Source organism: Escherichia sp. WS3063 (genome assembly GCF_046486595.1).
GTDB classification, from domain to species: Bacteria; Pseudomonadota; Gammaproteobacteria; order Enterobacterales; family Enterobacteriaceae; genus Escherichia; species Escherichia coli.
Genome location: NZ_JBJQKY010000015.1, coordinates 90626 through 117089, shown reverse-complemented (window position 1 = coordinate 117089; position 26464 = coordinate 90626). Strand labels below are relative to the sequence as shown.

Annotated in this window: 27 protein-coding genes and 2 pseudogenes; 12 read left to right on the top strand and 17 right to left on the bottom strand. The window is 51.3% G+C overall.

What is annotated here, in order from left to right:
* Positions 1-654: RNA-guided endonuclease InsQ/TnpB family protein (locus ACJHYW_RS15700; RefSeq protein ID WP_410233367.1), on the top strand; the 654-nt coding region annotated here is incomplete at its 5' end.
* A 44-nt stretch (positions 655-698) separates the two neighbouring features.
* Here ACJHYW_RS15700 and ACJHYW_RS15695 read toward each other — a convergent pair.
* Positions 699-827 (bottom strand): annotated as a pseudogene (locus ACJHYW_RS15695) (DUF3251 domain-containing protein); the annotation flags it as partial.
* A 150-nt stretch (positions 828-977) separates the two neighbouring features.
* On the opposite strand from ACJHYW_RS15695, the gene nrdR reads away from it, so the two are divergent.
* The 6 genes from nrdR (at position 978) to pgpA (ending at position 5083) form a co-directional block, all read left to right on the top strand.
* Positions 978-1427: a transcriptional regulator NrdR gene (nrdR, locus tag ACJHYW_RS15690; protein WP_000543535.1), complete on the top strand. Its 450-nt coding sequence runs from the start codon at positions 978-980 to the stop codon at positions 1425-1427.
* Between the two features lie 3 nt (positions 1428-1430).
* A complete protein-coding gene (ribD, locus tag ACJHYW_RS15685) occupies positions 1431-2534 on the top strand; it encodes a bifunctional diaminohydroxyphosphoribosylaminopyrimidine deaminase/5-amino-6-(5-phosphoribosylamino)uracil reductase RibD (RefSeq protein ID WP_001150488.1) in 1104 nt (367 codons plus the stop codon).
* Between the two features lie 88 nt (positions 2535-2622).
* Positions 2623-3093 (top strand): 6,7-dimethyl-8-ribityllumazine synthase, encoded by a 471-nt coding sequence (ribE, locus tag ACJHYW_RS15680; RefSeq protein WP_001021161.1) that lies wholly within the window; start codon positions 2623-2625, stop codon positions 3091-3093.
* 19 nt (positions 3094-3112) lie between these two features.
* Positions 3113-3532 carry a transcription antitermination factor NusB gene (gene nusB, locus ACJHYW_RS15675; RefSeq protein ID WP_000801125.1) on the top strand — a complete coding sequence of 140 codons (420 nt, stop codon included), beginning with the start codon at positions 3113-3115 and terminating at the stop codon, positions 3530-3532.
* Between the two features lie 77 nt (positions 3533-3609).
* On the top strand, positions 3610-4587 hold the full coding sequence (thiL, locus tag ACJHYW_RS15670; RefSeq protein ID WP_000742096.1) for a thiamine-phosphate kinase: 978 nt from the start codon (positions 3610-3612) through the stop codon (positions 4585-4587).
* Positions 4565-5083 (top strand): phosphatidylglycerophosphatase A, encoded by a 519-nt coding sequence (pgpA, locus tag ACJHYW_RS15665; RefSeq protein WP_000154044.1) that lies wholly within the window; start codon positions 4565-4567, stop codon positions 5081-5083. The genes thiL and pgpA overlap by 23 nt, the downstream gene beginning before the upstream one ends.
* 53 nt (positions 5084-5136) lie before the next feature.
* Here the strand turns inward: pgpA and yajO are convergent, their stop codons facing one another.
* From yajO to xseB, 4 genes are read right to left on the bottom strand one after another with little or no spacing between them, the layout of a single operon-like run.
* Positions 5137-6111, bottom strand: coding sequence for a 1-deoxyxylulose-5-phosphate synthase YajO (gene yajO / locus ACJHYW_RS15660; protein ID WP_001199804.1), 975 nt, complete (start codon positions 6109-6111; stop codon positions 5137-5139).
* 54 nt (positions 6112-6165) lie between these two features.
* Positions 6166-8028 (bottom strand): 1-deoxy-D-xylulose-5-phosphate synthase, encoded by a 1863-nt coding sequence (gene dxs, locus ACJHYW_RS15655; protein ID WP_000006810.1) that lies wholly within the window; start codon positions 8026-8028, stop codon positions 6166-6168.
* Positions 8029-8052: 24 nt separating this feature from the next.
* Complete coding sequence (gene ispA, locus ACJHYW_RS15650) at positions 8053-8952, bottom strand: (2E,6E)-farnesyl diphosphate synthase (protein ID WP_000347223.1); 900 nt, start codon at positions 8950-8952, stop codon at positions 8053-8055.
* Positions 8952-9194 carry an exodeoxyribonuclease VII small subunit gene (gene xseB / locus ACJHYW_RS15645; protein ID WP_001124935.1) on the bottom strand — a complete coding sequence of 81 codons (243 nt, stop codon included), beginning with the start codon at positions 9192-9194 and terminating at the stop codon, positions 8952-8954. Before xseB ends, ispA begins: the two co-directional genes overlap by 1 nt.
* Before the next feature lie 205 nt (positions 9195-9399).
* On the opposite strand from xseB, the gene thiI reads away from it, so the two are divergent.
* Positions 9400-10848, top strand: a complete 1449-nt coding sequence (gene thiI / locus ACJHYW_RS15640; RefSeq protein WP_000668665.1) for a tRNA uracil 4-sulfurtransferase ThiI — start codon at positions 9400-9402, stop codon at positions 10846-10848.
* A gap of 53 nt (positions 10849-10901) precedes the next feature.
* Here thiI and yajL read toward each other — a convergent pair whose 3' ends face one another.
* Entirely contained in the window at positions 10902-11492 is a 591-nt protein-coding gene (yajL, locus tag ACJHYW_RS15635; RefSeq protein ID WP_001276320.1) for a protein deglycase YajL, read from the bottom strand.
* Entirely contained in the window at positions 11455-12366 is a 912-nt protein-coding gene (gene panE, locus ACJHYW_RS15630; protein WP_000705841.1) for a 2-dehydropantoate 2-reductase, read from the bottom strand. Before panE ends, yajL begins: the two co-directional genes overlap by 38 nt.
* 167 nt (positions 12367-12533) lie before the next feature.
* Between panE and yajQ the strand changes: the two genes are divergently transcribed.
* The gene (gene yajQ / locus ACJHYW_RS15625; protein WP_001138904.1) at positions 12534-13025 is read left to right on the top strand and encodes a nucleotide binding protein YajQ; all 492 of its coding nucleotides are present in this window, start codon (positions 12534-12536) and stop codon (positions 13023-13025) included.
* A 127-nt stretch (positions 13026-13152) separates the two neighbouring features.
* On the opposite strand, the gene ACJHYW_RS15620 is transcribed toward yajQ, so the two are convergent.
* Positions 13153-14517: an MFS transporter gene (locus tag ACJHYW_RS15620; protein WP_001000978.1), complete on the bottom strand. Its 1365-nt coding sequence runs from the start codon at positions 14515-14517 to the stop codon at positions 13153-13155.
* A gap of 406 nt (positions 14518-14923) precedes the next feature.
* Between ACJHYW_RS15620 and ACJHYW_RS15615 the strand changes: the two are divergent.
* Positions 14924-15768, top strand: a pseudogene (locus ACJHYW_RS15615) (tetratricopeptide repeat protein).
* A 55-nt stretch (positions 15769-15823) separates the two neighbouring features.
* Here the strand turns inward: ACJHYW_RS15615 and ACJHYW_RS15610 are convergent.
* The 9 genes from ACJHYW_RS15610 to ACJHYW_RS15570 all read right to left on the bottom strand — a co-directional run bounded on the left by ACJHYW_RS15610 (position 15824) and on the right by ACJHYW_RS15570 (position 24198).
* A complete protein-coding gene (locus tag ACJHYW_RS15610) occupies positions 15824-16366 on the bottom strand; it encodes a GNAT family N-acetyltransferase (protein ID WP_000227782.1) in 543 nt (180 codons plus the stop codon).
* The gene (locus ACJHYW_RS15605; protein WP_001353405.1) at positions 16350-16661 is read right to left on the bottom strand and encodes a DUF1778 domain-containing protein; all 312 of its coding nucleotides are present in this window, start codon (positions 16659-16661) and stop codon (positions 16350-16352) included. Before ACJHYW_RS15605 ends, ACJHYW_RS15610 begins: the two co-directional genes overlap by 17 nt.
* 184 nt (positions 16662-16845) lie before the next feature.
* Positions 16846-17736 carry a heme o synthase gene (gene cyoE, locus ACJHYW_RS15600; RefSeq protein ID WP_000971327.1) on the bottom strand — a complete coding sequence of 297 codons (891 nt, stop codon included), beginning with the start codon at positions 17734-17736 and terminating at the stop codon, positions 16846-16848.
* Positions 17737-17747: 11 nt separating this feature from the next.
* On the bottom strand, positions 17748-18077 hold the full coding sequence (locus tag ACJHYW_RS15595) for a cytochrome o ubiquinol oxidase subunit IV (RefSeq protein ID WP_000019869.1): 330 nt from the start codon (positions 18075-18077) through the stop codon (positions 17748-17750).
* Positions 18077-18691 (bottom strand): cytochrome o ubiquinol oxidase subunit III, encoded by a 615-nt coding sequence (locus ACJHYW_RS15590; RefSeq protein WP_000179819.1) that lies wholly within the window; start codon positions 18689-18691, stop codon positions 18077-18079. The genes ACJHYW_RS15595 and ACJHYW_RS15590 overlap by 1 nt, the downstream gene beginning before the upstream one ends.
* A complete protein-coding gene (gene cyoB, locus ACJHYW_RS15585) occupies positions 18681-20672 on the bottom strand; it encodes a cytochrome o ubiquinol oxidase subunit I (protein ID WP_000467180.1) in 1992 nt (663 codons plus the stop codon). Before cyoB ends, ACJHYW_RS15590 begins: the two co-directional genes overlap by 11 nt.
* Positions 20673-20693: 21 nt before the next feature.
* Positions 20694-21641, bottom strand: coding sequence for a cytochrome o ubiquinol oxidase subunit II (gene cyoA, locus ACJHYW_RS15580; protein ID WP_001239437.1), 948 nt, complete (start codon positions 21639-21641; stop codon positions 20694-20696).
* Positions 21642-22100: 459 nt separating this feature from the next.
* Positions 22101-23576 (bottom strand): muropeptide MFS transporter AmpG, encoded by a 1476-nt coding sequence (gene ampG, locus ACJHYW_RS15575; protein WP_000098423.1) that lies wholly within the window; start codon positions 23574-23576, stop codon positions 22101-22103.
* A 43-nt stretch (positions 23577-23619) separates the two neighbouring features.
* Complete coding sequence (locus tag ACJHYW_RS15570; protein ID WP_001295326.1) at positions 23620-24198, bottom strand: lipoprotein; 579 nt, start codon at positions 24196-24198, stop codon at positions 23620-23622.
* A 304-nt stretch (positions 24199-24502) separates the two neighbouring features.
* Between ACJHYW_RS15570 and bolA the strand changes: the two genes are divergently transcribed.
* A complete protein-coding gene (gene bolA, locus ACJHYW_RS15565; protein WP_000973448.1) occupies positions 24503-24820 on the top strand; it encodes a transcriptional regulator BolA in 318 nt (105 codons plus the stop codon).
* Positions 24821-25163: 343 nt separating this feature from the next.
* Complete coding sequence (tig, locus tag ACJHYW_RS15560; RefSeq protein ID WP_001198386.1) at positions 25164-26462, top strand: trigger factor; 1299 nt, start codon at positions 25164-25166, stop codon at positions 26460-26462.
* Positions 26463-26464 lie beyond the last annotated feature (2 nt).

Here is a 26464-nt window from a genome sequence, read left to right as displayed (position 1 = left end):
GTGGCTAAACTCGCCACGCTGTCAGATGGCACAGTCTTTGAGCCTGTAAACAGTTTTCAGAAAAACCAGAAGACGCTGGCGAGACTTCAGCGACAGTTAAGCCGCAAGGTCGAATTCAGCAATAACTGGCAGAAGCAGAAACGCAAAATACAGCGACTGCATTCCCGTATCGCAAATATCCGCAGGGACTACCTTCACAAAGTCACAACGACCGTCAGCAAAAACCACGCAATGATAGTCATTGAGGATTTGAAGGTCAGCAACATGTCAAAGTCAGCAGCGGGTACGGTCAGCCAGCCGGGACGCAATGTCCGGGCAAAATCAGGTTTAAACCGTTCGGTACTGGATCAGGGCTGGTATGAAATGCGCCGCCAGCTTGAGTACAAGCAGCTCTGGCGTGGCGGTCAGGTGCTTGCTGTTCCGCCAGCGTACACAAGCCAGCGTTGCACGTGCTGTGGTCATACAGCGAAAGAAAATCGCCTGTCACAAAGTCAATTCAGATGCCAGGTATGTGGATATACAGCGAACGCCGATGTAAATGGCGCTCGTAACATTTTAGCGGCGGGGCACGCCGTTCTTGCCTGTGGAGGGATGGTGCAGTCAGGCCGCCCGTTGAAGCAGGAACCCACCGAAATGATTCAGGCGACAGCCTGAACGTAGCAGGGATCCACGTCCTTCAGGGCGTGGAGGATGTCAATGAGTTGCGTCATCTCCTGGTTCAGTGTGCTGACGCTGTGTTTCATCTGCCGCACTTCGCTTTGCTGCACACAGGCGCTAAGGCTGAACAGGCTTCCCAGCAGGAGCAGTCGAAAAACGTTAGTATTCATAGGTCGTCCCTTTCTCGTCGCAATTAGCCTAATGGTAGAGGGTAAAAGCAGTGAAAGCATCGATCCTTTATCTCAAAAGCGTTGCGCCTTTGTTGTATCGTCAGTTCAGGGTAAAATAGATTTCTGTTAACCACCTGGTCAGGACGCCGTATGCATTGCCCATTCTGTTTCGCCGTGGACACTAAGGTAATTGACTCTCGTCTCGTGGGCGAGGGTTCATCCGTACGCCGCCGTCGGCAGTGTCTGGTGTGTAATGAACGTTTCACCACCTTTGAAGTGGCGGAGCTGGTTATGCCGCGTGTTGTAAAAAGCAACGACGTGCGTGAACCGTTTAATGAAGAGAAATTACGTAGCGGAATGCTGCGGGCGCTGGAAAAACGTCCGGTGAGTTCCGATGACGTCGAAATGGCAATCAATCATATAAAATCGCAGCTGCGCGCCACCGGTGAGCGCGAAGTGCCGAGCAAGATGATTGGCAATCTGGTGATGGAGCAATTGAAAAAGCTCGATAAAGTCGCCTATATCCGTTTTGCCTCTGTCTACCGCAGTTTCGAAGATATCAAAGAATTTGGCGAAGAGATCGCGCGCCTGGAGGACTAAGCCGTGCAGGACGAGTATTACATGGCGCGGGCGCTAAAGCTGGCGCAACGAGGACGTTTTACCACGCATCCCAACCCGAATGTCGGGTGCGTCATTGTCAAAGATGGCGAAACTGTCGGTGAAGGTTACCATCAACGAGCGGGTGAACCGCATGCCGAGGTACACGCGTTGCGCATGGCCGGCGAAAAAGCCAAAGGCGCAACGGCGTATGTCACACTCGAACCCTGTAGCCATCATGGTCGTACGCCACCGTGTTGTGATGCATTAATTGCTGCGGGCGTGGCGCGCGTGGTTGCTGCAATGCAAGACCCCAATCCGCAGGTCGCTGGGCGTGGACTTTACCGTCTACAACAGGCTGGTATTGACGTCAGCCACGGGTTGATGATGAGTGAAGCCGAGCAATTGAATAAAGGCTTTCTCAAGCGGATGCGCACCGGCTTTCCTTATATTCAGTTAAAACTTGGCGCATCGCTTGATGGCCGCACGGCGATGGCGAGCGGCGAAAGCCAGTGGATCACTTCGCCTCAGGCGCGGCGCGACGTACAACGACTGCGCGCACAAAGTCATGCCATTTTAACCAGCAGCGCCACGGTGCTGGCGGATGATCCAGCCTTAACAGTGCGTTGGTCTGAACTGGATGAACAAACTCAGGCGCTCTATCCGCAACAAAATCTCCGTCAGCCGATACGTATTGTGATTGATAGCCAAAATCGCGTGACGCCGGAACATCGCATTGTGCAGCAGCCCGGCGAAACTTGGTTCGCGCGTACTCAGGATGATTCTCGTGAGTGGCCGGAAACGGTGCGTACCTTGCTGATTCCAGAGCATAAAGGTCATCTGGATCTGGTTGTACTGATGATGCAACTGGGTAAACAGCAAATTAACAGCATCTGGGTGGAAGCGGGGCCAACGCTCGCTGGCGCATTGCTACAGGCGGGGTTAGTCGATGAGCTGATTGTCTATATCGCACCTAAACTATTAGGCAGCGACGCCCGTGGATTATGCTCGCTGCCAGGGCTTGAGAAATTAGCCGACGCCCCCCAATTTAAATTCAAAGAGATACGTCATGTAGGCCCGGATGTTTGCCTGCATTTAGTGGGTGCATGATCTCCCGGCTCGAAAGGGAAGCAGAGCACGAAATATTATGCTAAAATCCGCCCCCCTGCGGGGCCATACTCGAACCCGAAGGAAGAAAATGAACATTATTGAAGCTAACGTTGCTACCCCGGACGCTCGCGTCGCCATCACCATCGCGCGTTTCAACAACTTTATCAATGACAGCCTGCTGGAAGGTGCAATTGACGCACTGAAACGTATCGGTCAGGTAAAAGATGAAAACATTACCGTTGTTTGGGTGCCTGGTGCCTATGAGCTGCCGCTGGCGGCGGGTGCACTGGCTAAAACCGGTAAATACGACGCGGTGATTGCGCTGGGTACGGTTATTCGTGGTGGCACTGCCCACTTTGAATATGTCGCTGGTGGTGCAAGCAACGGCCTGGCGCATGTTGCCCAGGACAGCGAAATTCCGGTTGCTTTTGGTGTTCTGACCACTGAAAGCATTGAACAAGCGATCGAACGTGCTGGCACCAAAGCTGGCAACAAAGGTGCAGAAGCTGCACTGACCGCGCTTGAAATGATTAATGTATTGAAAGCCATCAAGGCCTGAAATTAGTAAGGGGAAATCCGTGAAACCTGCTGCTCGTCGCCGCGCTCGTGAGTGTGCCGTCCAGGCGCTCTACTCCTGGCAGTTGTCCCAGAACGACATCGCTGATGTTGAATACCAGTTCCTGGCTGAACAGGATGTAAAAGACGTTGACGTCCTGTACTTCCGTGAGCTGCTGGCCGGGGTGGCGACTAACACCGCATACCTCGACGGACTGATGAAGCCATACCTGTCCCGCCTGCTGGAAGAACTGGGCCAGGTAGAAAAAGCAGTACTGCGCATTGCGCTGTACGAGCTGTCTAAACGTAGCGATGTGCCATACAAAGTGGCCATTAACGAAGCGATCGAACTGGCGAAATCGTTCGGCGCAGAAGACAGCCATAAGTTCGTCAACGGCGTACTCGATAAAGCAGCACCTGTGATTCGCCCTAACAAAAAGTGATATCCAGGCCGGTAGATTCACGGAAGACCGTTCCGCGATCGCCGGCCTTTTCTTTTTTACCTGCTGAGGCATAACGTATGGCATGTGGCGAGTTCTCCCTGATTGCCCGTTATTTTGACCGTGTAAGAAGTTCTCGTCTTGATGTCGAACTGGGCATCGGCGACGATTGCGCACTTCTCAATATCCCCGAGAAGCAGACCCTGGCGATCAGCACTGATACGCTGGTGGCGGGCAACCACTTCCTCCCTGATATCGATCCTGCTGATCTGGCGTATAAAGCACTGGCGGTGAACCTAAGCGATCTGGCAGCGATGGGGGCCGATCCAGCCTGGCTGACGCTGGCATTAACCTTACCGGACGTCGACGAAGCGTGGCTTGAGTCCTTCAGCGACAGTTTGTTTGATCTTCTCAATTATTACGATATGCAACTCATTGGCGGCGATACCACGCGTGGGCCATTATCAATGACGCTGGGTATCCACGGCTTTGTTCCGATGGGACGAGCCTTAACGCGCGCTGGGGCGAAACCGGGTGACTGGATCTATGTGACCGGTACACCGGGCGATAGCGCCGCCGGGCTGGCGATTTTGCAAAACCGTTTGCAGGTTGCCGATGCTAAAGATGCGGACTACTTGATCAAACGTCATCTCCGTCCATCGCCGCGTATTTTACAGGGGCAGGCACTGCGCGATCTGGCAAATTCAGCTATCGATCTCTCTGACGGTCTGATTTCCGATCTCGGGCATATCGTGAAAGCCAGCGACTGCGGCGCACGTATTGACCTGGCATTGCTGCCGTTTTCTGATGCGCTTTCTCGCCATGTTGAACCTGAACAGGCGTTGCGCTGGGCGCTCTCTGGCGGTGAAGATTACGAGTTGTGTTTCACTGTGCCGGAACTGAACCGTGGCGCGCTGGATGTGGCTCTCGGACACCTGGGCGTACCGTTTACCTGTATCGGGCAAATGACCGCCGATATCGAAGGGCTTTGTTTTATTCGTGACGGCGAACCTGTCACGTTAGACTGGAAAGGATATGACCATTTTGCCACGCCATAAAGATGTCGCGAAAAGTCGCCTGAAGATGAGTAATCCGTGGCATCTGCTTGCTGTCGGATTCGGAAGTGGATTAAGCCCAATCGTTCCTGGCACGATGGGATCGCTGGCAGCGATTCCGTTCTGGTATCTGATGACTTTTTTGCCCTGGCAGCTCTATTCGCTGGTGGTGATGCTGGGGATCTGTATCGGCGTGTATCTTTGTCATCAAACGGCGAAAGACATGGGTGTGCACGATCACGGCAGCATTGTCTGGGACGAATTTATCGGTATGTGGATCACGCTCATGGCGCTGCCGACCAATGACTGGCAGTGGGTTGCCGCCGGGTTTGTGATTTTCCGTATTCTGGATATGTGGAAGCCGTGGCCGATCCGTTGGTTTGATCGCAATGTACATGGCGGCATGGGGATCATGATTGACGATATTGTCGCCGGGGTGATTTCCGCAGGCATCCTGTACTTTATTGGACATCACTGGCCGCTGGGTATTCTGTCGTAGTTGTGCACCGATGCCTGATGTGACGCTTGTCACGTCTCATCAGGCCTGCATACCTATTTAAATCCTACTACCGGATGCGGTTTATACGGCGTTTCCAGTTCAGCAATCTGTTCCGGCTTTAAAGTGATATCCACCGCGTTCAGCAGCTCATCAAGCTGTTCTTCCCGCGAAGTTCCGATAATCGGTGCGGCAATGCCCGGTTTACTCAACAACCAGGCCAGCGCAACTTGTGCTCGTGTTGCACCAAGTTCTTCACTGACGCCCGTTAAGCGTTCTGCAATTTGTGCGTCATTTTCATCGCTTTCTTGGTAGAGATTTTTCCCCACTTCATCCGACACCAGCCGTGCGGTGGTTTCTCCCCAAGGACGCGTCAGACGGCCCCGCGCCAGCGGGCTCCATGGAATCACCGCCACGCCTTCCTGATAACACAGCGGCAGCATCTCGCGCTCTTCTTCACGATAAATCAGATTGTAGTGATCCTGCATACTGACAAACTGCGCCCAGCCGTGCTGTTTTTGTAGTTCCAGTGCTTGAGCAAACTGCGAAGCGTGCATGGATGACGCGCCGATATAACGCGCTTTCCCGGCTTTTACCACGTCGTTGAGGGCTTCCAGCGTCTCTTCGATCGGCGTGTTGTAATCCCAGCGATGAATTTGCAGGATATCGACATAATCCATGCCGAGACGGCGCAGGCTGTCGTCGATAGAGCGCAAAATTTGTGCACGGGATAATCCTTCCGGTAAATCACCAACGCGATGGAACACTTTGGTCGCAACGACCACGTCTTCACGACGGGCGAAATCCCGCAGTGCGCGACCGACGATCTCTTCGCTGCTGCCATCGGAATAGCTATTGGCGGTATCAAAGAAATTTATGCCGCCTTCCAGCGCGCGTTTAATGATGGGACGGCTGCTTTCTTCCGGCAGTGTCCATGCGTGATTACCGCGATCTGGCTCGCCAAAGGTCATACAGCCGAGGCAAAGTCGGGAAACGCGAAGGTCGGTTTTTCCTAAGGGGTTGTATTGCATGCTGCCACTCCTGCCATGAATAATTTCTTAAGCATAGCAGGAGTGGAGTAGGGATTATGCCAGCCAGGCCTTGATTTTGGCTTCCATACCGGCGGCATCGAGGCCGAGTTCGGCGCGCATTTCTTCCTGTGTTCCTTGTGGAATAAAGAAGTCAGGCAGGCCAATGTTCAGCACGGGTACTGGTTTACGATGGGCCATCAGCACTTCGTTCACTCCGCTGCCTGCGCCGCCCATAATGGCGTTTTCTTCTACGGTGACCAGCGCTTCATGGCTGGCGGCTATTTCCAGAATTAACGCTTCATCAAGCGGTTTCACAAAACGCATATCGACCAGCGTAGCGTTCAGCGATTCAGCGACTTTCGCCGCTTCTGGCATCAGCGTACCAAAGTTAAGGATCGCCAGTTTCTCGCCACGACGCTTCACAATGCCTTTGCCAATTGGCAGTTTTTCCAGCGGCGTCAGTTCCACGCCAACCGCGTTGCCACGCGGGTAGCGTACCGCTGACGGGCCATCGTTATAGTGATAGCCGGTATAGAGCATCTGGCGACATTCGTTTTCATCGCTCGGGGTCATAATGACCATTTCCGGTATGCAGCGCAGGTAAGAGAGATCAAAAGCGCCCTGGTGGGTTTGACCGTCAGCACCAACAATGCCCGCGCGGTCAATGGCGAACAGAACCGGGAGTTTTTGTATCGCCACGTCATGCAGCACCTGATCATAGGCGCGTTGCAGGAAAGTGGAGTAGATCGCGACAATGGGTTTGTAGCCACCAATCGCCAGACCCGCAGCAAAGGTCACTGCGTGTTGCTCGGCGATTGCCACGTCGAAGTAGCGATCCGGGAATTTACGTGAAAACTCGACCATGCCAGAACCTTCGCGCATCGCCGGGGTAATCGCCATCAGCTTGTTGTCTTTTGCTGCGGTTTCGCACAACCAGTCGCCAAAAATTTTTGAATAGCTTGGCAGGCCGCCGCTGCTTTTCGGCAGGCAACCGCTGGAGGGGTCAAATTTAGGTACGGCGTGGAAGGTGATTGGATCTTTTTCTGCCGGTTCATAACCACGACCTTTTTTGGTCATGATATGCAGGAACTGCGGGCCTTTCAGGTCGCGCATGTTCTTCAGCGTGGTGATAAGCCCCAGCACATCGTGACCGTCCACCGGGCCGATGTAGTTAAAGCCCAGCTCTTCAAACAACGTGCCAGGCACTACCATGCCTTTAATATGTTCTTCGGTACGTTTGAGCAGCTCTTTAATGGGGGGCACGCCAGAGAAAACTTTTTTCCCGCCTTCGCGCAGTGAAGAGTAAAGCTTACCGGAAAGCAGTTGCGCCAGATGGTTGTTGAGCGCGCCAACATTTTCGGAAATCGACATTTCATTGTCGTTGAGAACCACCAGCATATCAGGACGGATATCGCCCGCGTGATTCATCGCTTCAAACGCCATGCCCGCGGTAATAGCGCCATCGCCAATGACACAGACGGTACGGCGATTTTTGCCTTCTTTCTCGGCAGCAACCGCAATACCAATTCCGGCACTGATGGAGGTTGATGAATGCCCGACGCTTAATACGTCATATTCGCTTTCGCCGCGCCACGGGAACGGGTGCAGGCCGCCTTTCTGACGGATGGTGCCGATTTTGTCGCGGCGTCCGGTCAAAATTTTATGCGGATAAGCCTGATGCCCCACATCCCAAATCAATTGGTCAAACGGGGTGTTGTAGACATAGTGCAGCGCCACGGTCAGTTCGACCGTGCCCAGCCCGGAGGCGAAGTGCCCGCTGGAACGGCTCACGCTGTCGAGTAAATAGCGGCGCAGTTCGTCGCAGAGTTTCGGTAAACTCTCTTTCGGCAACAGTCGTAACTCCTGGGTGGAGTCGACCAGTGCCAGGGTCGGGTATTTGGCAATATCAAAACTCATCAGGGGCCTATTAATACTTATTGTTTATTTATTACGCTGGATGATGTAGTCCGCTAGCGCTTCCAGTGCCGAGGTATCGAGTGACTGTTCAGCCAGTTGTTTCAGCGACTGACGGGCATCGTCGATCAGATCCCGGGCTTTCTTCCGGGCTTGCTCAAGACCCAGAAGTGCAGGGTAGGTACTTTTACCAAGTTGCTGGTCGGCACCCTGGCGTTTTCCCAACGTTGCAGTATCTCCCACCACATCCAGGATGTCATCCTGAACCTGGAAGGCAAGGCCGATGCTCTCTGCGTACTTGTCGAGTACTGGCAGAGCACGACGTCCTTTATCTCCGGCGCTTAATGCACCAAGGCGAACGGCGGCGCGAATCAATGCGCCGGTTTTATGACGATGAATACGCTCAAGCGCCTCCAGAGGTACGTGTTTGCCTTCCGCGTCTAAATCTAATGCCTGACCACCGCACATTCCGGCAATACCGCTGGCGCTCGCCAGTTCAGAAATCATCGAAATTCTGTCGCGATCCGACACTTCCGGCATATCAGCATCGCTTAAAATCGAGAACGCCAGCGTTTGTAAAGCATCGCCAGCGAGAATCGCGTTCGCTTCGCCAAACTTCACATGGCAGGTCGGCAAACCGCGACGCAGATCGTCATCATCCATCGCCGGTAAATCATCATGAATTAATGAGTAAGCGTGGATACACTCAACGGCGGCAGCGGGTGCGTCCAGCGTGTTTGTGCTAACGCCGAACATATGACCGGTGGCATAAACCAGGAAAGGTCGCAGGCGCTTACCACCTAATAATGCGCCATACTGCATGGTTTCGACCACGGGAGTGTTCTGAAAGGGCAGTGGGGCGATAAAACGGCTCAGCGCCTGGTTGGCCTGCTTAACGCAGGCTTCGAGTTGCTGCGGAAAGTCCATTACTCATTGTCCGGTGTAAAAGGGGTTAGAGAGGCGTCTTCGTTGTCAGACAGCAGAATTTGTACGCGCTGTTCGGCTTGTTGTAATTTGGCCTGCCCCTGACGTGCCAGCTGCACGCCGCGTTCGAACTCGTTCAGCGCCTCTTCCAGCGGCAGGTCGCCACTTTCCAGACGGGTTACAATCTGTTCCAGCTCGCTCAGCGCCTTTTCAAAGCTGGCGGGCGCCTCATTTTTCTTCGGCATAATGAATGTCTGACTCTCAATATTTTTCGCCCCGTCATGGTAACGGACTCAGGGCAAATAGCAAATAACGCGCAATGGTAAGGTGATGTGCGCAGCAAAGCGATGTTAGTGGTATACTTCCGCGCCTGGATGCAGCCGCAGGTGTGGGCTGCTGTATTTTTCCCTATACAAGTCGCTTAAGGCTTGCCAACGAACCATTGCCGCCATGAAGTTTATCATTAAATTGTTCCCGGAAATCACCATCAAAAGCCAATCTGTGCGCTTGCGCTTTATAAAAATCCTTACCGGGAACATTCGTAACGTTTTAAAGCACTATGATGAGACGCTCGCTGTCGTCCGCCACTGGGATAACATCGAAGTTCGCGCAAAAGATGAAAACCAGCGTCTGGCTATTCGCGACGCCCTGACCCGTATTCCGGGTATCCACCATATTCTCGAAGTCGAAGACGTGCCGTTTACCGACATGCACGATATTTTCGAGAAAGCGTTGGTTCAGTATCGCGATCAGCTGGAAGGCAAAACCTTCTGCGTGCGCGTGAAGCGCCGTGGCAAACATGATTTTAGCTCGATTGATGTGGAGCGTTACGTCGGCGGCGGTTTAAATCAGCATATTGAATCCGCGCGCGTGAAGTTGACCAATCCGGATGTGACTGTCCATCTGGAAGTGGAAGACGATCGTCTTCTGCTGATTAAAGGCCGCTACGAAGGTATTGGCGGTTTCCCGATTGGTACCCAGGAAGATGTGCTGTCGCTCATTTCTGGTGGTTTCGACTCCGGCGTTTCCAGTTATATGTTGATGCGTCGCGGATGTCGTGTGCATTACTGCTTCTTTAACCTTGGCGGCGCGGCGCATGAAATTGGCGTGCGTCAGGTAGCGCATTATCTGTGGAACCGCTTTGGCAGCTCCCACCGCGTGCGTTTTGTCGCTATTAATTTCGAACCGGTCGTCGGGGAAATTCTCGAGAAAATCGACGACGGTCAGATGGGCGTTATCCTCAAACGTATGATGGTGCGTGCCGCGTCCAAAGTGGCAGAACGTTACGGCGTTCAGGCGCTGGTTACCGGTGAAGCGCTCGGCCAGGTGTCCAGCCAGACGCTGACCAACCTGCGCCTGATTGATAACGTCTCCGACACGCTGATCCTGCGTCCGCTGATCTCTTACGACAAAGAGCACATCATCAACCTGGCTCGCCAGATTGGCACCGAAGACTTTGCCCGCACGATGCCGGAATATTGCGGCGTGATTTCCAAAAGCCCGACGGTGAAAGCGGTTAAATCGAAGATTGAAGCGGAAGAAGAGAAGTTTGACTTCAGCATTCTCGATAAAGTGGTTGAGGAAGCGAATAACGTTGATATCCGCGAAATCGCCCAGCAGACCGAGCAGGAAGTGGTGGAAGTGGAAACCGTCAATGGCTTCGGCCCGAACGACGTGATCCTCGATATCCGTTCTATCGATGAACAGGAAGATAAGCCACTGAAAGTCGAAGGGATTGATGTGGTTTCTCTGCCGTTCTATAAACTGAGCACCAAATTTGGCGATCTCGACCAGAGCAAAACCTGGCTGTTGTGGTGTGAGCGCGGGGTGATGAGCCGCCTGCAGGCGCTCTATCTGCGCGAGCAGGGCTTTAACAATGTGAAGGTGTATCGCCCGTAATATGTGGTTGTAACGTCGCATCTGGTCGGATGCGACGTTTACCGCATCCGACACTACTCGTAATAATTATAAATCCCTGCCGCCATCACCAGTTGTGATGCCACTTCATGGGCTTTTTCACGGCCAACCAGCAGGTCGATAATTTTCAGACCAAAGTCGATAGCTGTACCCGGCCCCTGGCTGGTCAGCAATTTTACTCGTGCATCCCAGACGACGCGCTTGTCCTGCCATTGTTCGGCGGGAATTTTGTCTTTCAGCGTCGGGAAGCCGGTCATATTGCCAATCGGGAAGATATCGTGCGGGACCAGCACGGTGGCTGGCACGGCGCAAATAGCCGCGACGATACGCCCGGAACGGTGGAACTGTTTAACGGTTTCAACAAGCAGGGTGCTATCGCGAAAACACTCTGCGCCTTTGATGCCACCAGGCAGCACAATCACGTCATATTCGCCATCAGCCACTTCGACCAGCGGCGCATCCGCCAGCATCTTTACGCCGCGCGAGCAGGTAATTGCCAGGTTACCATCGCTGGCGACGCTGGCAGTGGTGACTTTGATACCGCCGCGAACCAAGAGGTCGATAGTGGTGACGGCTTCAGTCTCTTCACTACCAGGGGCGAGGCAAACCAGTGCCGATGCGCTCATATTCACTCTCCTTTCTTTTTACCATTTCAAACAGGCGGGTGTTTTCCGGTACGGCAATCCCATGCGCGCGGGCGCGGCGTAAGAGAAAACCATTGATATAGTCGATTTCGGTGTGGCGCAGCGCGCGGATATCCTGCAACATCGACGAGATATTTTCCGCTGTGGCATCAATCACCTGCATCACGTAATCACGCAAATCTTCTGCTGAAGTATGATGCCCTTCGCGTTCGATCACTGCCGCGACTTCTTCGCATATCTGCATAATTTCTTGCGGATGATGACGTAATTCACCATTCGGGCAATTCCAGGTGGCGGTCAGTGGATTAATCACACAGTTGACTGCCAGCTTGCGCCACAGCTCGGCGCGAATATTGTTATGCCACGCGACGTCAGGCAATACGGTTTGCAAAATATCCGCCAGATAACTGTAATCGCCGTCCTGTTGCCGTGCCGGACCAATATGCGTGATACCGTTTGCCACATGAATAATGACATTGCCGTCGCGGCGGGCGGCATGGGTGGTGGTGCCCATCAGTAATGGCTGCTGAATGTTTTGCAACTCTTCGATGGTGCCCATGCCGTTGTGAATTAACAGTATTGGCGTGGTTACAGGCAGTGTGGACGCGAGGCTTTTGACGGCATCGGAAACCTGCCATGCTTTCAGCGTCACCAGGAGCAGATCGCTGGTGGCGAGAAAATCGGGATCGTTGGCGGTCAGCGATTCGTTAAATATCGAACCATCTGTCTCAACCAGATTCACACTACAATAAGGTTGCGGTACGCGCAGCCAGCCCTGAACGTCGTGACCCTGTTTGCAAAGTGCTGTAAGCCATAATTGCCCTAAGGCACCGCATCCCAATACGGTAATTTTCATTGTTCCTCCTCACCCGCAACCACTCCGGGTGTTCAATAAGGCTATCCCTTAATTGTGCATGCTGTTGCGACTATGCACAATTAAGGGATACGTCCTGGTGCAGGACTGTTGGTTATTTAACTTTGCAGGTATTATGCTTCGCATCAAAAATGAAGGGAGAGGAAAAGATGCCATCTTTCGATATTGTCTCTGAAGTTGATCTTCAGGAAGCACGTAACGCGGTCGATAACGCGAGCCGCGAAGTGGAGTCCCGTTTTGACTTCCGTAACGTTGAAGCCTCATTTGAGCTGAATGACGCCAGCAAAACTATCAAAGTGTTGAGCGAGTCCGACTTCCAGGTCAATCAGTTGCTGGATATTCTGCGTGCCAAGTTGCTGAAGCGCGGCATTGAAGGCAGTTCACTGGATGTACCGGAAAATATCGTTCATAGCGGTAAAACCTGGTTTGTGGAAGCGAAACTGAAACAGGGCATTGAAAGCGCGACTCAGAAGAAAATCGTCAAAATGATCAAAGACAGCAAACTGAAAGTGCAGGCGCAAATTCAGGGCGATGAGATCCGCGTAACGGGTAAATCTCGTGATGATTTGCAGGCTGTCATGGCGATGGTACGTGGTGGCGATCTCGGTCAGCCGTTCCAGTTCAAAAACTTCCGCGATTAATCGCGACAATGTGCGTTTTGTTCATGTCAGATGCGGCATGAACGCCTGATTCGGCCTACAAAGGTTTGTAACTCAGGAACTTTGTAGGCCTGGTAAGCGTAGCGCAGCAGGCAATTTCGCCTCGCTTTTATGCCTGGCGAATTGCCTGTTCAACCTCAAAGCGATTCGTCACTTTGCTGTCGATTTTCACATACGCTGAATGTTCTTCTTCTGCAATCAACACTTCTTTGACGCCTTCAGTTTCCAGCAAACGTACTTTTAACGCTTCGTTTGCGGCAATGTCCGCCGGGATTTCAATGCGCAAGCTGCTGACATACGGCGGTTCTTTCATGGTACTGGCGACTGCCAGCCACACTGCGGCCAGCATTGCGCCAGCGAGAAATACGCCCTGACCGTCAAACATGCCGTCAATCCAGCCGCCCAGCGAACCGCCAATCGCCACGCCAAGAAACTGGCTGGTGGAGTAAACACCCATCGCCGTACCTTTGTAACCTGCAGGCGACTCTTTACTGATAAGTGAAGGCAGAAGGGCTTCCATCAAATTAAACGCTACAAAGAAAAGCTGCACGCCGACCACCAGTTGCCAGAACTGCGTTTGTGCGTTCCACAACACAATTTCCGCAACCACGATCAATCCGACGCAGAAGACAAAGACTTGCTTCATTTTGCGCTTAACTTCAGCGTAGATAATGAAAGGCACGACCGAGCCAAAGGCGATTAGCATCGTCGCCAGATAGACCTTCCAGTGTTCAGCCGCCGGGAACCCCGCATCAGCCAGCTGTCCGGGCAGGGCAACAAACGTAGACATCAGAAGCATGTGTAGACACATAATGCCAAAGTTGAGTTTCAGCAACCGCGGTTCCGCCAGCACTTTACTGAAACTGCCTTTCACCATTCCGGACTCACGATTAAGTACGTGAGTGCTACTGTTGGGCACAACCCAAATGGTCAACGCAATGCCGGTTGTTGCCAGAATAGCGATCATCCAGAACAGCGCGTGCAGTCCAAGTTTGTGAGTGATGATCGGGCCAAGCACCATCGCAATGGCAAAGGTAATGCCAAAGCTCACGCCGATAAACGCCATCGCTTTGGTGCGGTTTTGTTCGCGCGTGAGATCAGAAAGTAGTGCCATAACGGCAGCGGCAATCGCTCCAGAACCTTGTAACGCCCGGCCCAGAATAATTCCCCAGATGGAGTCGGAGAGCGCAGCAATAACGCTACCGGCGGCAAACACCGCCAGCCCACCGACAATTAATGGTTTGCGACCAATGCGGTCTGAAAGCAGGCCAAACGGAATCTGAAAAACGGCCTGAGTCAGACCATAAATACCAATGGCAATACCGATTAATGCTTCGCTGGCACCTTGCAGAGCCATGCCGTACGTGGTCAGAACCGGCAGAACCATGAACATGCCCAGCATGCGCAACGAGAAAACGGTGCCTAAACCCCAGGTCGCGCGCCGCTCACCTGGCGTCATTTTATAATCGTTCATTACCACCTCTTAAAAAAATGCCCACATAGTGTAGTGCGGAGCGCATGTTGGGTAAACAGAGTGTTAATGAGAAAATATTACAGAGGAGAATAGTTTGTGTGTCAGGTATGTTTATTTTGCATTCATAAAATGAATGCTCTATATGTTGAAAAAATTATTCTTAAAGCTAAATAGTTTTACATCAAAAGTAATAATATTATTTCTTGATTGCTATGTGCATTTTTTATCTTGCGAACATGCTATTTTTATCTCACTAAATAAACGATTTGGTGACATCGATGATAATGTTTCAGGTTAAATGTGTGCTTATTACTTGGGCCTTTATGGCACTGTATTTATTCATTAAATGGATGTTTGGTGGTTAATTATTATGGAAATATATGACAGAGAGAACATAAAGGTATACATGTTAACTAAAAGAATATTATTTTCTTTAATGCTAATAGTTTCACCATGCGTGGTGGCAAGCGAGAAAGCGCATGAATTGTATGACAGCATATACGGTGGTCAACCTGCGCCCGATGTTATAAATAGACTGCATAAAATGGCTGAATTGGGAGATGTCGACGCGCAGAGCCTGTTAGGCTGGGAATATTATCAGCCTCGCTTTGATACCAAACCTGATGTTCAGGAAGCGATTAAATGGTTTGAGTTAGCCGTTAAACACGGTGATAGAGAAGCTCCGTTAGCGCTGGGGAGTATCTACTACGACGGTGAGCTGGTGCGGGTGGATTATGCCAAAGCGTATGCACTATTTAATCAGGCCGCGCAATACGGTGTGAATTTAGCATGGTCCAGGTTGGGCATGATGTACGCCAATGGTCAGTATGTTGAGGTAGATTGTAAGAAAGCGAAGGAATATCTTGATAAAGGTGTCCACATTTATGGTGGTCCGGAAGACTTTCTGGCTACATGTCGAAAAGACATGATTGACAGAAAGTCTTCCGGACCACCAATAAATTAGGCGAAGTGGCCAATCTTCGCGTGACATTCAGCATTCGTAGCCCATCCGGTAAGGAGATTAACCAAACGGTTGGCTTCGCGCCTTTCGGTTTAAACCGGCTGAATATTAGCTTTACTGATTACATATTTGATTCATTTACCAGTAATTCGTCTCTAATTCTTTATAAACCGGAATTTGAGCGAAAATCTTGTGCAACTGTAAGGACCACAATCGTTGCCGCAACGGCAACCATTAACGGCAAGGATGTGGAGTTGCTGAAAGCGGGGGCAATTGAACAAAAGTGGTAACGCTGCTCAGTCCCCGGCTGAGGCAAAACTAGCCCTGGCCGGAGGCGATAATAATCTAAGCCGCGAGAATATGCTGAATCGCTAAAAACATCGGTACAGCACCGAAAACATTGGGCCTCGCTGAAAGCTGAACAAAGCCGAGGCGAGTATAAAAGTTAATGGCGGCAGGGTCAGCATCAAGATAAACCCCTTTAATTGGTAATGCCCGGTGAATTATTTTTACATGTTCAAAAAAATTACATAGTAGGTCCTGACCAAAGCCCCGCTTTTGATATTTCCGCGCTACCCCTAACATGACTAATCTGACAACACCAATCTCTGAAGGTTGTGAACCCTGAAGGACGCCAGAAACGCGTTGTTTTTCCAGCGAATATGCCGTAAAAGTACAGATGCCAATCAGTTCACCACTTTGTCTGTCAATAAGAGCTTTAGCAGCACAGTCGCTATTACGCACACTTTTCTTTAGCGATGCGCGTACAAATTTATCGATAACAGGGTTACCGCAATCAAACTGTTTTTGCCCAGGATAAATAATATCAGACTGATAATTACAGGAGAGGACTATGGGCAGAGTAATCTCTTCATGCTTGTCGACCATCGCTGTTTTTCCTTTTCATTAACGCCTTGAGGGCGAGCGTCGGTTGAGCAGGTTCAGCGATGAGTTGGTTCATCAGTTCCCAGCTTTGATTCGAAAGCTCACGGCGACGTTGGTTATCAAGCACACTTTCGGCGCGTTCCATAGCTGCGCTCAAAATAAAAGCGCTTAAATCTACCCCAACGGCTTGCGCAGCTTCACGAAGTTTGTTTTTGGCGTCGGGACTGGTTTTGAGTTCAACCCGCGCATTTTTCAGCGTTTTATCGATATCGGGTAGAGCGACTGTTTTTCCAGGCATTATGACCTCTTTGATTAACTGAATGAAATCGTAGGGAGTCGATCTCATGCATAATACGGCTATCAACCGTGTGATTAATTTATGTGCATATGCTCACTCTGTCAAGAGATACGGTTATTAGCCGTATCTCTGATCTCAGACAATAAAAAAGGTGCCGTAGCACCTTTTTTATAGAGAGGTTGTGTTACCACACAGCAGCCAGCAGCGTATGCGAGTCCGGCACCATAAAATCAACGGACATCATTACCGAGAGGGCAGTGATGGCGATGATAGAAAAGCCGAACAGCTTGCGCGCCCAGATTCGATCATCAGCAACTTTATAGCCGCGCAGAGCCATGCCTAACCACCAGACGCTCACCGCAGCGGCGACCACCAGATATTTATACCCAGCGTAGCCGCCAAGAGAGAGCATCAGCGTGGCAACGGCAAAGGCGATGATATACAGCGTGATGTGATTCTTCGCCACCGAAATGCCTTTTACCACTGGCAATACCGGAATGTTTGCCGCCTGGTAATCCTTAAAGCGGAAAATGGCGATGGCATAGGAGTGAGGCATCTGCCACAGGCTGAAGATAGCCAGCAGGATCGCTGCGCCGCTATCGAACTCGCCGGTTACCGCACAGTAACCGATCACCGGAGGCGCAGCGCCGGAGAGCGAACCAATCAATGTGCCGTAGACAGAATGACGTTTCATGTACAGGCTATAAACGCCGACATAAACCACAAAGCCCATCACCCCCAGCCAGCAGGCCAGCGGATTCGCGCCAAACCACAGCAGCATAAAGCCAGCAAAGCCTAGCAAGGTGGCGTACACCAGCGAGACAGCAGGAGAGATCAGGCCTTTAACCAGCACCCGATTCTTCGTCCTTTCCATCTTTCTGTCGATATCCCTGTCGATGTAGTTGTTAAACACACAACCCGACGCCACAACCAGTGACACCCCAACCAGCGTGTAGATAAACAGGGGATAATCAATGCTGCCCTTTGAGGCCAACAGGAATCCCCCAATCACCGAGATCAGGTTGCCAAAGATGATGCCTGGTTTCGTTACTTGCAGGTATTGCTTAAACATCATAACCGCCGCTCTTAGTGCATCATCATGTTGTAGTTGAGGTTCCACATAATCCAGATGGAGCCTACAACCAGGATAGCGATGATTAGCACGGTGAAGACAAACGCCGTCATGTTCCAGCCTTCATCTGATTTGGTATTCATGTGCAGGAAGCACACCAGATGCACCAGAACCTGTACCACTGCCATTGCCAGGATTGTTCCCAGAATTACGGCCGGAGAGGCAGCTCCTGTCATCACCATCCAGAACGGAATCACCGTCAGAATGATCGACAGGATAAAGCCTGTCATGTAGGTTTTTACGCTGCCATGGGACGCGCCGCTGTGATCGGTAGAATGACTCATTACATCGCCCCCATCAGATAAACAACAGTGAACACACAGATCCAAACCACATCCAGGAAGTGCCAGAACAAACTCAGACACATGATGCGGGTACGGTTAGTGCTGGTCAGGCCGCGACGGGCGATTTGCACCATCAGCACCGCCATCCAGATAAGACCGGAAGTGACGTGCAGACCGTGCGTGCCGACCAGCGCAAAGAACGCTGACAGGAAGCCGCTGCGATCCGGACCCATGCCGTTAACAATCAGGTGATGGAATTCATAGATTTCCATCCCGATAAATCCGGCACCAAACAACCAGGTCAACGCCAGCCAGGAGATAACCTGGCTTTTGTTGTTTTTGTACATGGCGATAGCCGCCATGCCGTAGGTGATGGAGCTGAACAACAGCAAGAAAGTTTCAACCAGAACAAACGGCAGTTCGAAAATGTCCTTACCTGTCGGGCCGCCTGCGGTGCCGTTCACCAGAACGGCATAGGTAGCAAACAAGATAGAGAACAGAATGCAGTCGCTCATCAGGTAGATCCAAAATCCGAAGATTTTGGTTCCGCCTGCATCGTGGTGCCCGTGTTCGTGCGCGTGGGCAGTCGCGTGCGTCAAAGTATCAGTTGCCATTTTTCAGCCCTGCCTTAGTAATCTCATCGAAATGCTGGTTTTCCAGTTTTTCGATTTCTGCCACCGGCACGTAGTAATCCACGTCCTCGTCGAAGCTTTTCACGATCCAGGTGATGATCATGCCTGCGAAGCCAACAATCGCCAGCCACCAGATATGCCAGATCATGGCGAAACCGAAGATGGTGGAGAAAGCCGCAATGACGATACCGGCACCGCTGTTTTTCGGCATATGAATTTCTTCATAGTGGTCAGGCTTTTTGTACGCTTCGCCTTTCTCTTTCATTTCCCAGAATGCATCACGCTCGTGAACGTGCGGCACAACGGCAAAGTTATAGAACGGAGGCGGGGAAGAGGTTGCCCACTCCAGCGTACGGCCACCCCACGGGTCGCCAGTCAGGTCACGGTTCTGGTCGCGGTCGCGAATAGAAACGTACATCTGAATAACGAGGCAGAGAATACCCAGCGCAATCAGTACTGCACCGCTGGCTGCAATCATCAGCATGGTGTGGAACTGCGGGTCAATCTGCTGGCTCAAACGACGGGTCATGCCCATGAAGCCCAGCGCATACAGTGGCATAAAGGCAACGAAGAAGCCGATGATCCAGAACCAGAACGCGCGTTTACCCCAGGTTTCGTTCAGTTTGAAACCGAACGCTTTAGGCCACCAGTAGGTCATCCCTGCGAAGCAGCCGAAGACCACGCCGCCGATGATCACGTTATGGAAGTGCGCAATCAGGAACAGGCTGTTATGCAGAACGAAGTCCGCGCCCGGTACTGCCAGCAGTACACCAGTCATACCGCCTACCGAGAAGGTGACAATAAAACCGATGGTCCACAGCATCGCAGAATGGAACACGATGCGGCCCTGATACATGGTGAACAGCCAGTTGAAGATCTTCACCCCGGTCGGGATGGCGATAATCATGGTGGTGATACCAAAGAAGGCGTTTACGTTCGCGCCCGCACCCATCGTAAAGAAGTGGTGCAGCCAGACGATGAACGACAGCACGGTGATACAGACGGTTGCCCATACCAGCGAGGTATAACCAAACAGACGTTTACGCGAGAAGGTTGCCGCAATTTCGGAGAACACACCGAAAACAGGCAGGATCAGGATGTAAACTTCCGGGTGGCCCCAGGCCCAAATCAGGTTGATGTACATCATCATGTTGCCACCCATATCGTTGGTAAAGAAATGGGTGCCCAGATAGCGATCCAGGGTCAACAACGCGACGGTAACCGTCAGAATTGGGAAGGAAGCAATAATCAGTACGTTCGCGCACAGTGATGCCCAGGTAAATACTGGCATCTTGAACATGGTCATGCCCGGTGCGCGCATCTTCAGAATGGTAACGAAGAAGTTGATACCGGTAAGCGTCGTACCTATACCGGATAGCTGGAGACTCCATATCCAGTAATCGACACCGACTCCCGGACTGTACTCTATTCCCGATAGCGGTGGATAGGCCAGCCAGCCGGTCTGCGCAAATTCGCCCACGCCGAGAGAAACGTTAACCAGAATCACACCAACAACGGTAAACCAGAAGCTTAAGTTGTTGAGGAACGGGAACGCAACGTCACGCGCGCCGATCTGCAGCGGAACCACCAGGTTCATCAGACCGATAACGAAAGGCATCGCCACGAAGAAGATCATAATCACGCCGTGCGCGGTGAAGATCTGATCGTAGTGGTGAGGAGGCAGGAAGCCCGCTTCGCCCGCCGAGGCAAGGGCCTGCTGGCTACGCATCATAATGGCGTCAGCAAAACCACGCAGCAACATCACAATCGCCACGATGATATACATGATACCTAGGCGTTTATGGTCGACGGAGGTCAGCCACTCTTTCCACAGGTAGGTCCACTTACCGAAGTAAGTGATCAGGCCAACGAGCGCCAGACCTCCCAAAATAATGCCAGCGATCGTAACCATGACGATAGGTTCATGGAACGGGACTGCATCAAGTGATAATTTTCCGAACATCTTTATTCTTCCTCAACCCCTTTAATGGGCGGATTCCGCGTGGCTCATGTCCATGCCTTCCATACCTTCGTGTGCACTGTGCTCACCTTCTGGCCGGGTCATGTCCATGCTCTTACCGTGAGCCATAAACTTGTTAATCACATCAGCAAACAAGTCTGGTTTCACGTTGGAGAAATATTCCACCTGGTTGTATTCGCTAGGCGCGGCCAGTTTTTCGAACGCTGCCATGTCAGACATGGTGTTCGGCGACTGTTTCGCTTTTGCGACCCATTGGTCGAATGCGGCGCGATCCGGTGTTGCAATAGCTTTGAACTTCATGCCTGAGAAGCCCGGGCCGCTGTAGCTGGCGGAGATACCGTCATAAGTACCGGGTTCGTTGGCGATCAGATGCAGGCGAGTCTGCATACCGGCCATGGCATAAATCTGGCTACCCAGACGCGGAATGAAGAAGGAGTTCATCACGGAGTTGGAGGTCACTTTGAAGTACACCGGAGTGTTCGCCGGGAAAGCGATTTCATTCACGGTTGCAATGCCCTGTTCCGGGTAGATGAAGAACCATTTCCAGTCCATGGAAACCACTTCGATGGTAATGGGCTTCTCGTCGTGTGCCAGCGGCTTGCTAGGCTCAAGAGCGTGAGTGGTTTTCCAGGTCAGTACCGCAAGGAAGATGATGATTAAGATAGGTACCGTCCAGACCACAGCTTCCACTTTATTGGAGTGTGACCAGTTCGGGCTGTACTTAGCATCTTTATTGCTCGCACGGTACTTCCAGGCGAAACCAACAGCCATCAAGATTGCGGGAATAACGACAATCAACATCAGGCCAAATGCCGTCAGTATCAGTGAACGTTGCTCCAGACCAATCTGTCCTTTGGGATCTAACAGCGCAGAATTACAGCCACTGAGCAATACAGTGCCTGCAAATAATGACAACCATCCCAAACTTTTATTGTATTTCCTGAGTCTCATTTAACGACCTCAATTCCACGGGATCTGGTGGCGTTTAAAGTGTGTGGGCATTTTACGGGAAGGTTACATTACTGTAAACATGATTAAATTCCTGTTACTTGGATTTGGCTTCCAGGTCACATATGTTGCAAAACATATCGGATTGATTTTAAGAAGCTGTTGCAAAAGGGCGTTATAACAAAAGGGGAGTGCAGAAGGAGTCTGGGCTGGCAATTGGTATAACCAATGCGAAATAAAACAATTATTTAACAAATAATTATCATTAAGGTGACAACTTGGTAGTGAGAAAATAAAGACTCATTAGCTGAATCGTGTAAGAAAAATAGAATTCATAAATAGCGTCAATAATTTCCAGACGCTAAGCCGCACAAAAGAACAAATATTAATAAGCGATGCTGATGTTTATTTAGCCGTAATAATTACGGCGAGTGATTACTACAGCTAAATAATATTTACAGATTACGTCAGATGCGTTTTTCGTAGCGCCAGATAATCCAGTAAACCACCAAGCACGACGCCAGAAAGGGCGACTAAAACCCCGACTTCCAGCAGAGCAGGCAGGAAAGAGAAGTGCGTCAAATCCAGCGCGTCCATCGTCAACAGCAGTAACCACACGGCCAACAGGCTGACGCCCGCCGCCAGTGTCCACATGGCAAAGGCATAACCTGCCGGATATTCGGTACGGGAGATAAAGTTGTCATTTACTCGTGTATATTCAAGCGTCTGGCGACAAATCAGCAGTAAAATAAGCCCTGGTACGGCAGCGGCGACGGAGAACAGATAGAATGTCGACCAGCCGTGTGCTTCAACAAACCAACCCGCCACGGGGCCGACATAAACTCGCCCTACAGCAGAAAGCGCTGAGAGCAGGGCAAATTGAGTAGCGGAAAATGACTTATTACACAGCGTCATTAACAGCGCGACAAAGGCTGATGTACCCATCCCGCCACAGAGGTTTTCGAAAAAGACGGCTGCACCCATGCTGTAGAGATGCTTATCAGTAATCGACAGCAGCCAGTAACCGGCGTTAGATGCACCTTGTAAAATGCCGAAAATCAGCAGTGCACGGAACAGCGACAGGCGCTGCATCAAAATCCCACCGTACAATGCGCCAACAATGGTCGCCAGTAAGCCAAGCGTTTTGTTAACCACGCCTACTTCACCCGCATCAAACCCGACGCCACGAATCAAAAACGTGGTTGTCAGGCTCATAGCGAATGCGTCGCCCAGCTTATACAGCACGATAAGAAGCAAAATAAGCCAGGCATTATTGCGACCAAAGAAATCGCGCAGAGGTGCAACAACCGCTTGTTCCAGCGTTTTGGGCACAGGAATGGTGTCGGTGGGTTCTGGTGCAAGTAACGTCGCGATAATACAGGGGATCAACAGCGCCGCCATCAACCAGTACATGCCCTGCCAGCCCAGCCATTTATCTGCCAGCCACAGGGCTAAGCCGCCGGAAACCAGCATCCCTAAACGGTAACCCAGCACGCTGATTGCCGCGCCCGCACCACGTTCTTCTGCCGGGAGCACATCGGTTTTCCACGCATCGAAGACAATATCCTGGGAGGCAGAGCAAAAAGCGATCACCACCGCCAGTGCCGCCATCCAGCGGAGCTGGGTGCCTGGTTCGAGAAAACCCATCGCCGCAATGGCGACTAATAACAGAATTTGCGTGGCGAGCAGCCAACCGCGCCGCCGCCCGAAAAATGGGGGCGTGTAGCGGTCCATCAGTGGTGACCAGAGGAATTTAAAAACGTAAGCCTGGCCTACCAGAGAGAAGAAACCAATGGTTTTGAGATCGATATTCTCGACCGTCATCCAGGCCTGTAAGGTGCCGGACGTCAGGGCGAGCGGTAGCCCGGAAGCAAAACCCAGGATCAGCAATATGGCTGAACGCGGCTGTTGAAAAATACGTAAATATTGACTGGACATGGGCGTCTACAGGCCCGGCTTGCACCGGGCCAGAGGGCAGAAATTAACGCGCGTTCTGCTTGATGAATTCGTGGATGCTGGTGTCCTGAGACATATCAGCGATGGTATCGGTCAGCACACTGTTAACCGCATCGGCGATATTTTTGTTGGAGGCCTGGAACGCACCTTCAACGTTGTAGCTGGCACGATAGTTTTTGGTCATTTTGTTGCCATTCTGCGCGGTAGCGATGATAGCGATATCCGCTTTGGTGGCGATGTTATAGCGCACGTTGCCCTGGGACACGTCAGCATACAGTTGGCTAACGATGATTTGCAGATTAACCGGGCCATTCGGACCAACCATGTAACCACGCGCGGTCATCTGTTTTTCCAGCACTTCTTGCAGCAGGAAACGCAGATCGCGGGAGGCGGTCAGGGTAACGATTTGATTATCGCGGGTGACTTTTGCCAGCGCCTGATCGGTACGCTGATCGGCACCATTAATGCTTACGGTGACGCCCATCAGGCTTGGATCCTGCTGTGGCAGTGTTATCGTCGGTGAAACTTCAATAGTTGTTGGCGGTTTTGCGCATCCTGCAAGCATAAACAGAGCAACTAACGGGAAGAGGATTTTTTTGAACATGTTCGGGCTCTCAGAGACTCTTAAGCGTGTTTGGTAAAAATTCCCGCCATCATAACATTGCCAACGGCGAGGGGAAGTGGGTAAGGCATGTAAATTCATCATGTTGACGAAATAATCGCCCCTGGTAAAAGAAACGCTGATGCGAGGCCTGTGTTTCAATCTTTAAATCAGTAAACTTCATACGCTTGACGGAAAAACCAGGACGAAACCTAAATATTTGTTGTTAAGCTGCAATGGAAACGGTAAAAGCGGCTAGTATTTAAAGGGATGGATGACATCTCAGCGTTGTCGGAGGAGATATTTCATGATGATACGTGAGCGGATAGAAGAAAAATTAAGGGCGGCGTTCCAACCCGTATTCCTCGAAGTAGTGGATGAAAGCTATCGTCACAATGTCCCAGCCGGCTCTGAAAGCCATTTTAAAGTTGTGCTGGTCAGCGATCGTTTTACGGGTGAACGTTTTCTGAATCGTCATCGAATGATTTACAGTACTTTAGCGGAGGAACTCTCTACTACCGTTCATGCGCTGGCTCTGCATACTTACACTATTAAGGAGTGGGAAGGGTTGCAGGATACCGTCTTTGCCTCTCCTCCCTGTCGTGGAGCAGGAAGCATCGCGTAAAAACGCATTTGCAACTGTCGGCGCTTTTCCAGTATGTTGCTAAAGATTTTATGAAAAACGGCCTGCGGGCCGTTTTGTTTTGTCTGGATTTTGCGCTTTTTGCCCAGCATTCAGACGAAAATTGCCCGGGAATTGTGAAAAAATACGCGACAGCGCGCAATAACCGTTCTCGACTCATAAAAGTGATGCCGCTATAATGCCGCGTCCTATTTGAATGCTTTCGGGATGATTCTGGTAACAGGGAATGTGATTGATTATAAGAACATCCCGGTTCCGCGAAGCCAACAACCTGTGCTTGCGGGGTAAGAGTTGACCGAGCACTGTGATTTTTTGAGGTAACAAGATGCAAGTTTCAGTTGAAACCACTCAAGGCCTTGGCCGCCGTGTAACGATTACTATCGCTGCTGACAGCATCGAGACCGCTGTTAAAAGCGAGCTGGTCAACGTTGCGAAAAAAGTACGTATTGACGGCTTCCGCAAAGGCAAAGTGCCAATGAATATCGTTGCTCAGCGTTATGGCGCGTCTGTACGCCAGGACGTTCTGGGTGACCTGATGAGCCGTAACTTCATTGACGCCATCATTAAAGAAAAAATCAATCCGGCTGGCGCACCGACTTATGTTCCGGGCGAATACAAGCTGGGTGAAGACTTCACCTACTCTGTAGAGTTTGAAGTTTATCCGGAAGTTGAACTGCAGGGTCTGGAAGCGATCGAAGTTGAAAAACCGATCGTTGAAGTGACCGACGCTGACGTTGACGGCATGCTGGATACTCTGCGTAAACAGCAGGCGACCTGGAAAGAAAAAGACGGCGCTGTTGAAGCAGAAGACCGCGTAACCATCGACTTCACCGGTTCTGTAGACGGTGAAGAGTTCGAAGGCGGTAAAGCGTCTGATTTCGTACTGGCGATGGGCCAGGGTCGTATGATCCCAGGCTTTGAAGACGGTATCAAAGGCCACAAAGCTGGCGAAGAGTTCACCATCGACGTGACCTTCCCGGAAGAGTACCACGCAGAAAACCTGAAAGGTAAAGCAGCGAAATTCGCTATCAACCTGAAGAAAGTTGAAGAGCGTGAACTGCCGGAACTGACTGCAGAATTCATCAAACGTTTCGGCGTTGAAGATGGTTCCGTAGAAGGTCTGCGCGCTGAAGTGCGTAAAAACATGGAGCGCGAGCTGAAGAGCGCCATCCGTAACCGCGTTAAGTCTCAGGCGATCGAAGGTCTGGTAAAAGCTAACGACATCGACGTACCGGCTGCGCTGATCGACAGCGAAATCGACGTTCTGCGTCGCCAGGCTGCACAGCGTTTCGGTGGCAACGAAAAACAAGCTCTGGAACTGCCGCGTGAACTGTTCGAAGAACAGGCTAAACGTCGCGTAGTTGTTGGCCTGCTGCTGGGCGAAGTTATCCGCACCAACGAGCTGAAAGCTGACGAAGAGCGCGTGAAAGGCCTGATCGAAGAGATGGCTTCTGCGTACGAAGATCCGAAAGAAGTTATCGAGTTCTACAGCAAAAACAAAGAACTGATGGACAACATGCGCAATGTTGCTCTGGAAGAACAGGCTGTTGAAGCTGTACTGGCGAAAGCGAAAGTGACTGAAAAAGAAACCACTTTCAACGAGCTGATGAACCAGCAGGCGTAATT

Excerpts from the sequence above, each read along its gene's own strand:
- dxs (WP_000006810.1), bottom strand. The coding sequence starts at position 8,028 with ATGAGTTTTGATATTGCCAAATACCCGACCCTGGCACTGGTCGACTCC.
- xseB (WP_001124935.1), bottom strand. The coding sequence starts at position 9,194 with ATGCCGAAGAAAAATGAGGCGCCCGCCAGCTTTGAAAAGGCGCTGAGC.
- ACJHYW_RS15610 (WP_000227782.1), bottom strand. The coding sequence starts at position 16,366 with ATGGTCGACAAGCATGAAGAGATTACTCTGCCCATAGTCCTCTCCTGT.
- panE (WP_000705841.1), bottom strand. The coding sequence starts at position 12,366 with ATGAAAATTACCGTATTGGGATGCGGTGCCTTAGGGCAATTATGGCTT.
- pgpA (WP_000154044.1), top strand. The coding sequence starts at position 4,565 with ATGACCATTTTGCCACGCCATAAAGATGTCGCGAAAAGTCGCCTGAAG.
- bolA (WP_000973448.1), top strand. The coding sequence starts at position 24,503 with ATGATGATACGTGAGCGGATAGAAGAAAAATTAAGGGCGGCGTTCCAA.
- thiL (WP_000742096.1), top strand. The coding sequence starts at position 3,610 with ATGGCATGTGGCGAGTTCTCCCTGATTGCCCGTTATTTTGACCGTGTA.
- yajQ (WP_001138904.1), top strand. The coding sequence starts at position 12,534 with ATGCCATCTTTCGATATTGTCTCTGAAGTTGATCTTCAGGAAGCACGT.
- ACJHYW_RS15570 (WP_001295326.1), bottom strand. The coding sequence starts at position 24,198 with ATGTTCAAAAAAATCCTCTTCCCGTTAGTTGCTCTGTTTATGCTTGCA.
- ispA (WP_000347223.1), bottom strand. The coding sequence starts at position 8,952 with ATGGACTTTCCGCAGCAACTCGAAGCCTGCGTTAAGCAGGCCAACCAG.
- yajO (WP_001199804.1), bottom strand. The coding sequence starts at position 6,111 with ATGCAATACAACCCCTTAGGAAAAACCGACCTTCGCGTTTCCCGACTT.
- ACJHYW_RS15595 (WP_000019869.1), bottom strand. The coding sequence starts at position 18,077 with ATGAGTCATTCTACCGATCACAGCGGCGCGTCCCATGGCAGCGTAAAA.
- ACJHYW_RS15605 (WP_001353405.1), bottom strand. The coding sequence starts at position 16,661 with ATGCCTGGAAAAACAGTCGCTCTACCCGATATCGATAAAACGCTGAAA.
- cyoE (WP_000971327.1), bottom strand. The coding sequence starts at position 17,736 with ATGATGTTTAAGCAATACCTGCAAGTAACGAAACCAGGCATCATCTTT.
- ribE (WP_001021161.1), top strand. The coding sequence starts at position 2,623 with ATGAACATTATTGAAGCTAACGTTGCTACCCCGGACGCTCGCGTCGCC.
- cyoA (WP_001239437.1), bottom strand. The coding sequence starts at position 21,641 with ATGAGACTCAGGAAATACAATAAAAGTTTGGGATGGTTGTCATTATTT.
- cyoB (WP_000467180.1), bottom strand. The coding sequence starts at position 20,672 with ATGTTCGGAAAATTATCACTTGATGCAGTCCCGTTCCATGAACCTATC.
- nrdR (WP_000543535.1), top strand. The coding sequence starts at position 978 with ATGCATTGCCCATTCTGTTTCGCCGTGGACACTAAGGTAATTGACTCT.
- thiI (WP_000668665.1), top strand. The coding sequence starts at position 9,400 with ATGAAGTTTATCATTAAATTGTTCCCGGAAATCACCATCAAAAGCCAA.
- ACJHYW_RS15620 (WP_001000978.1), bottom strand. The coding sequence starts at position 14,517 with ATGAACGATTATAAAATGACGCCAGGTGAGCGGCGCGCGACCTGGGGT.
- ampG (WP_000098423.1), bottom strand. The coding sequence starts at position 23,576 with ATGTCCAGTCAATATTTACGTATTTTTCAACAGCCGCGTTCAGCCATA.
- ACJHYW_RS15590 (WP_000179819.1), bottom strand. The coding sequence starts at position 18,691 with ATGGCAACTGATACTTTGACGCACGCGACTGCCCACGCGCACGAACAC.
- tig (WP_001198386.1), top strand. The coding sequence starts at position 25,164 with ATGCAAGTTTCAGTTGAAACCACTCAAGGCCTTGGCCGCCGTGTAACG.
- yajL (WP_001276320.1), bottom strand. The coding sequence starts at position 11,492 with ATGAGCGCATCGGCACTGGTTTGCCTCGCCCCTGGTAGTGAAGAGACT.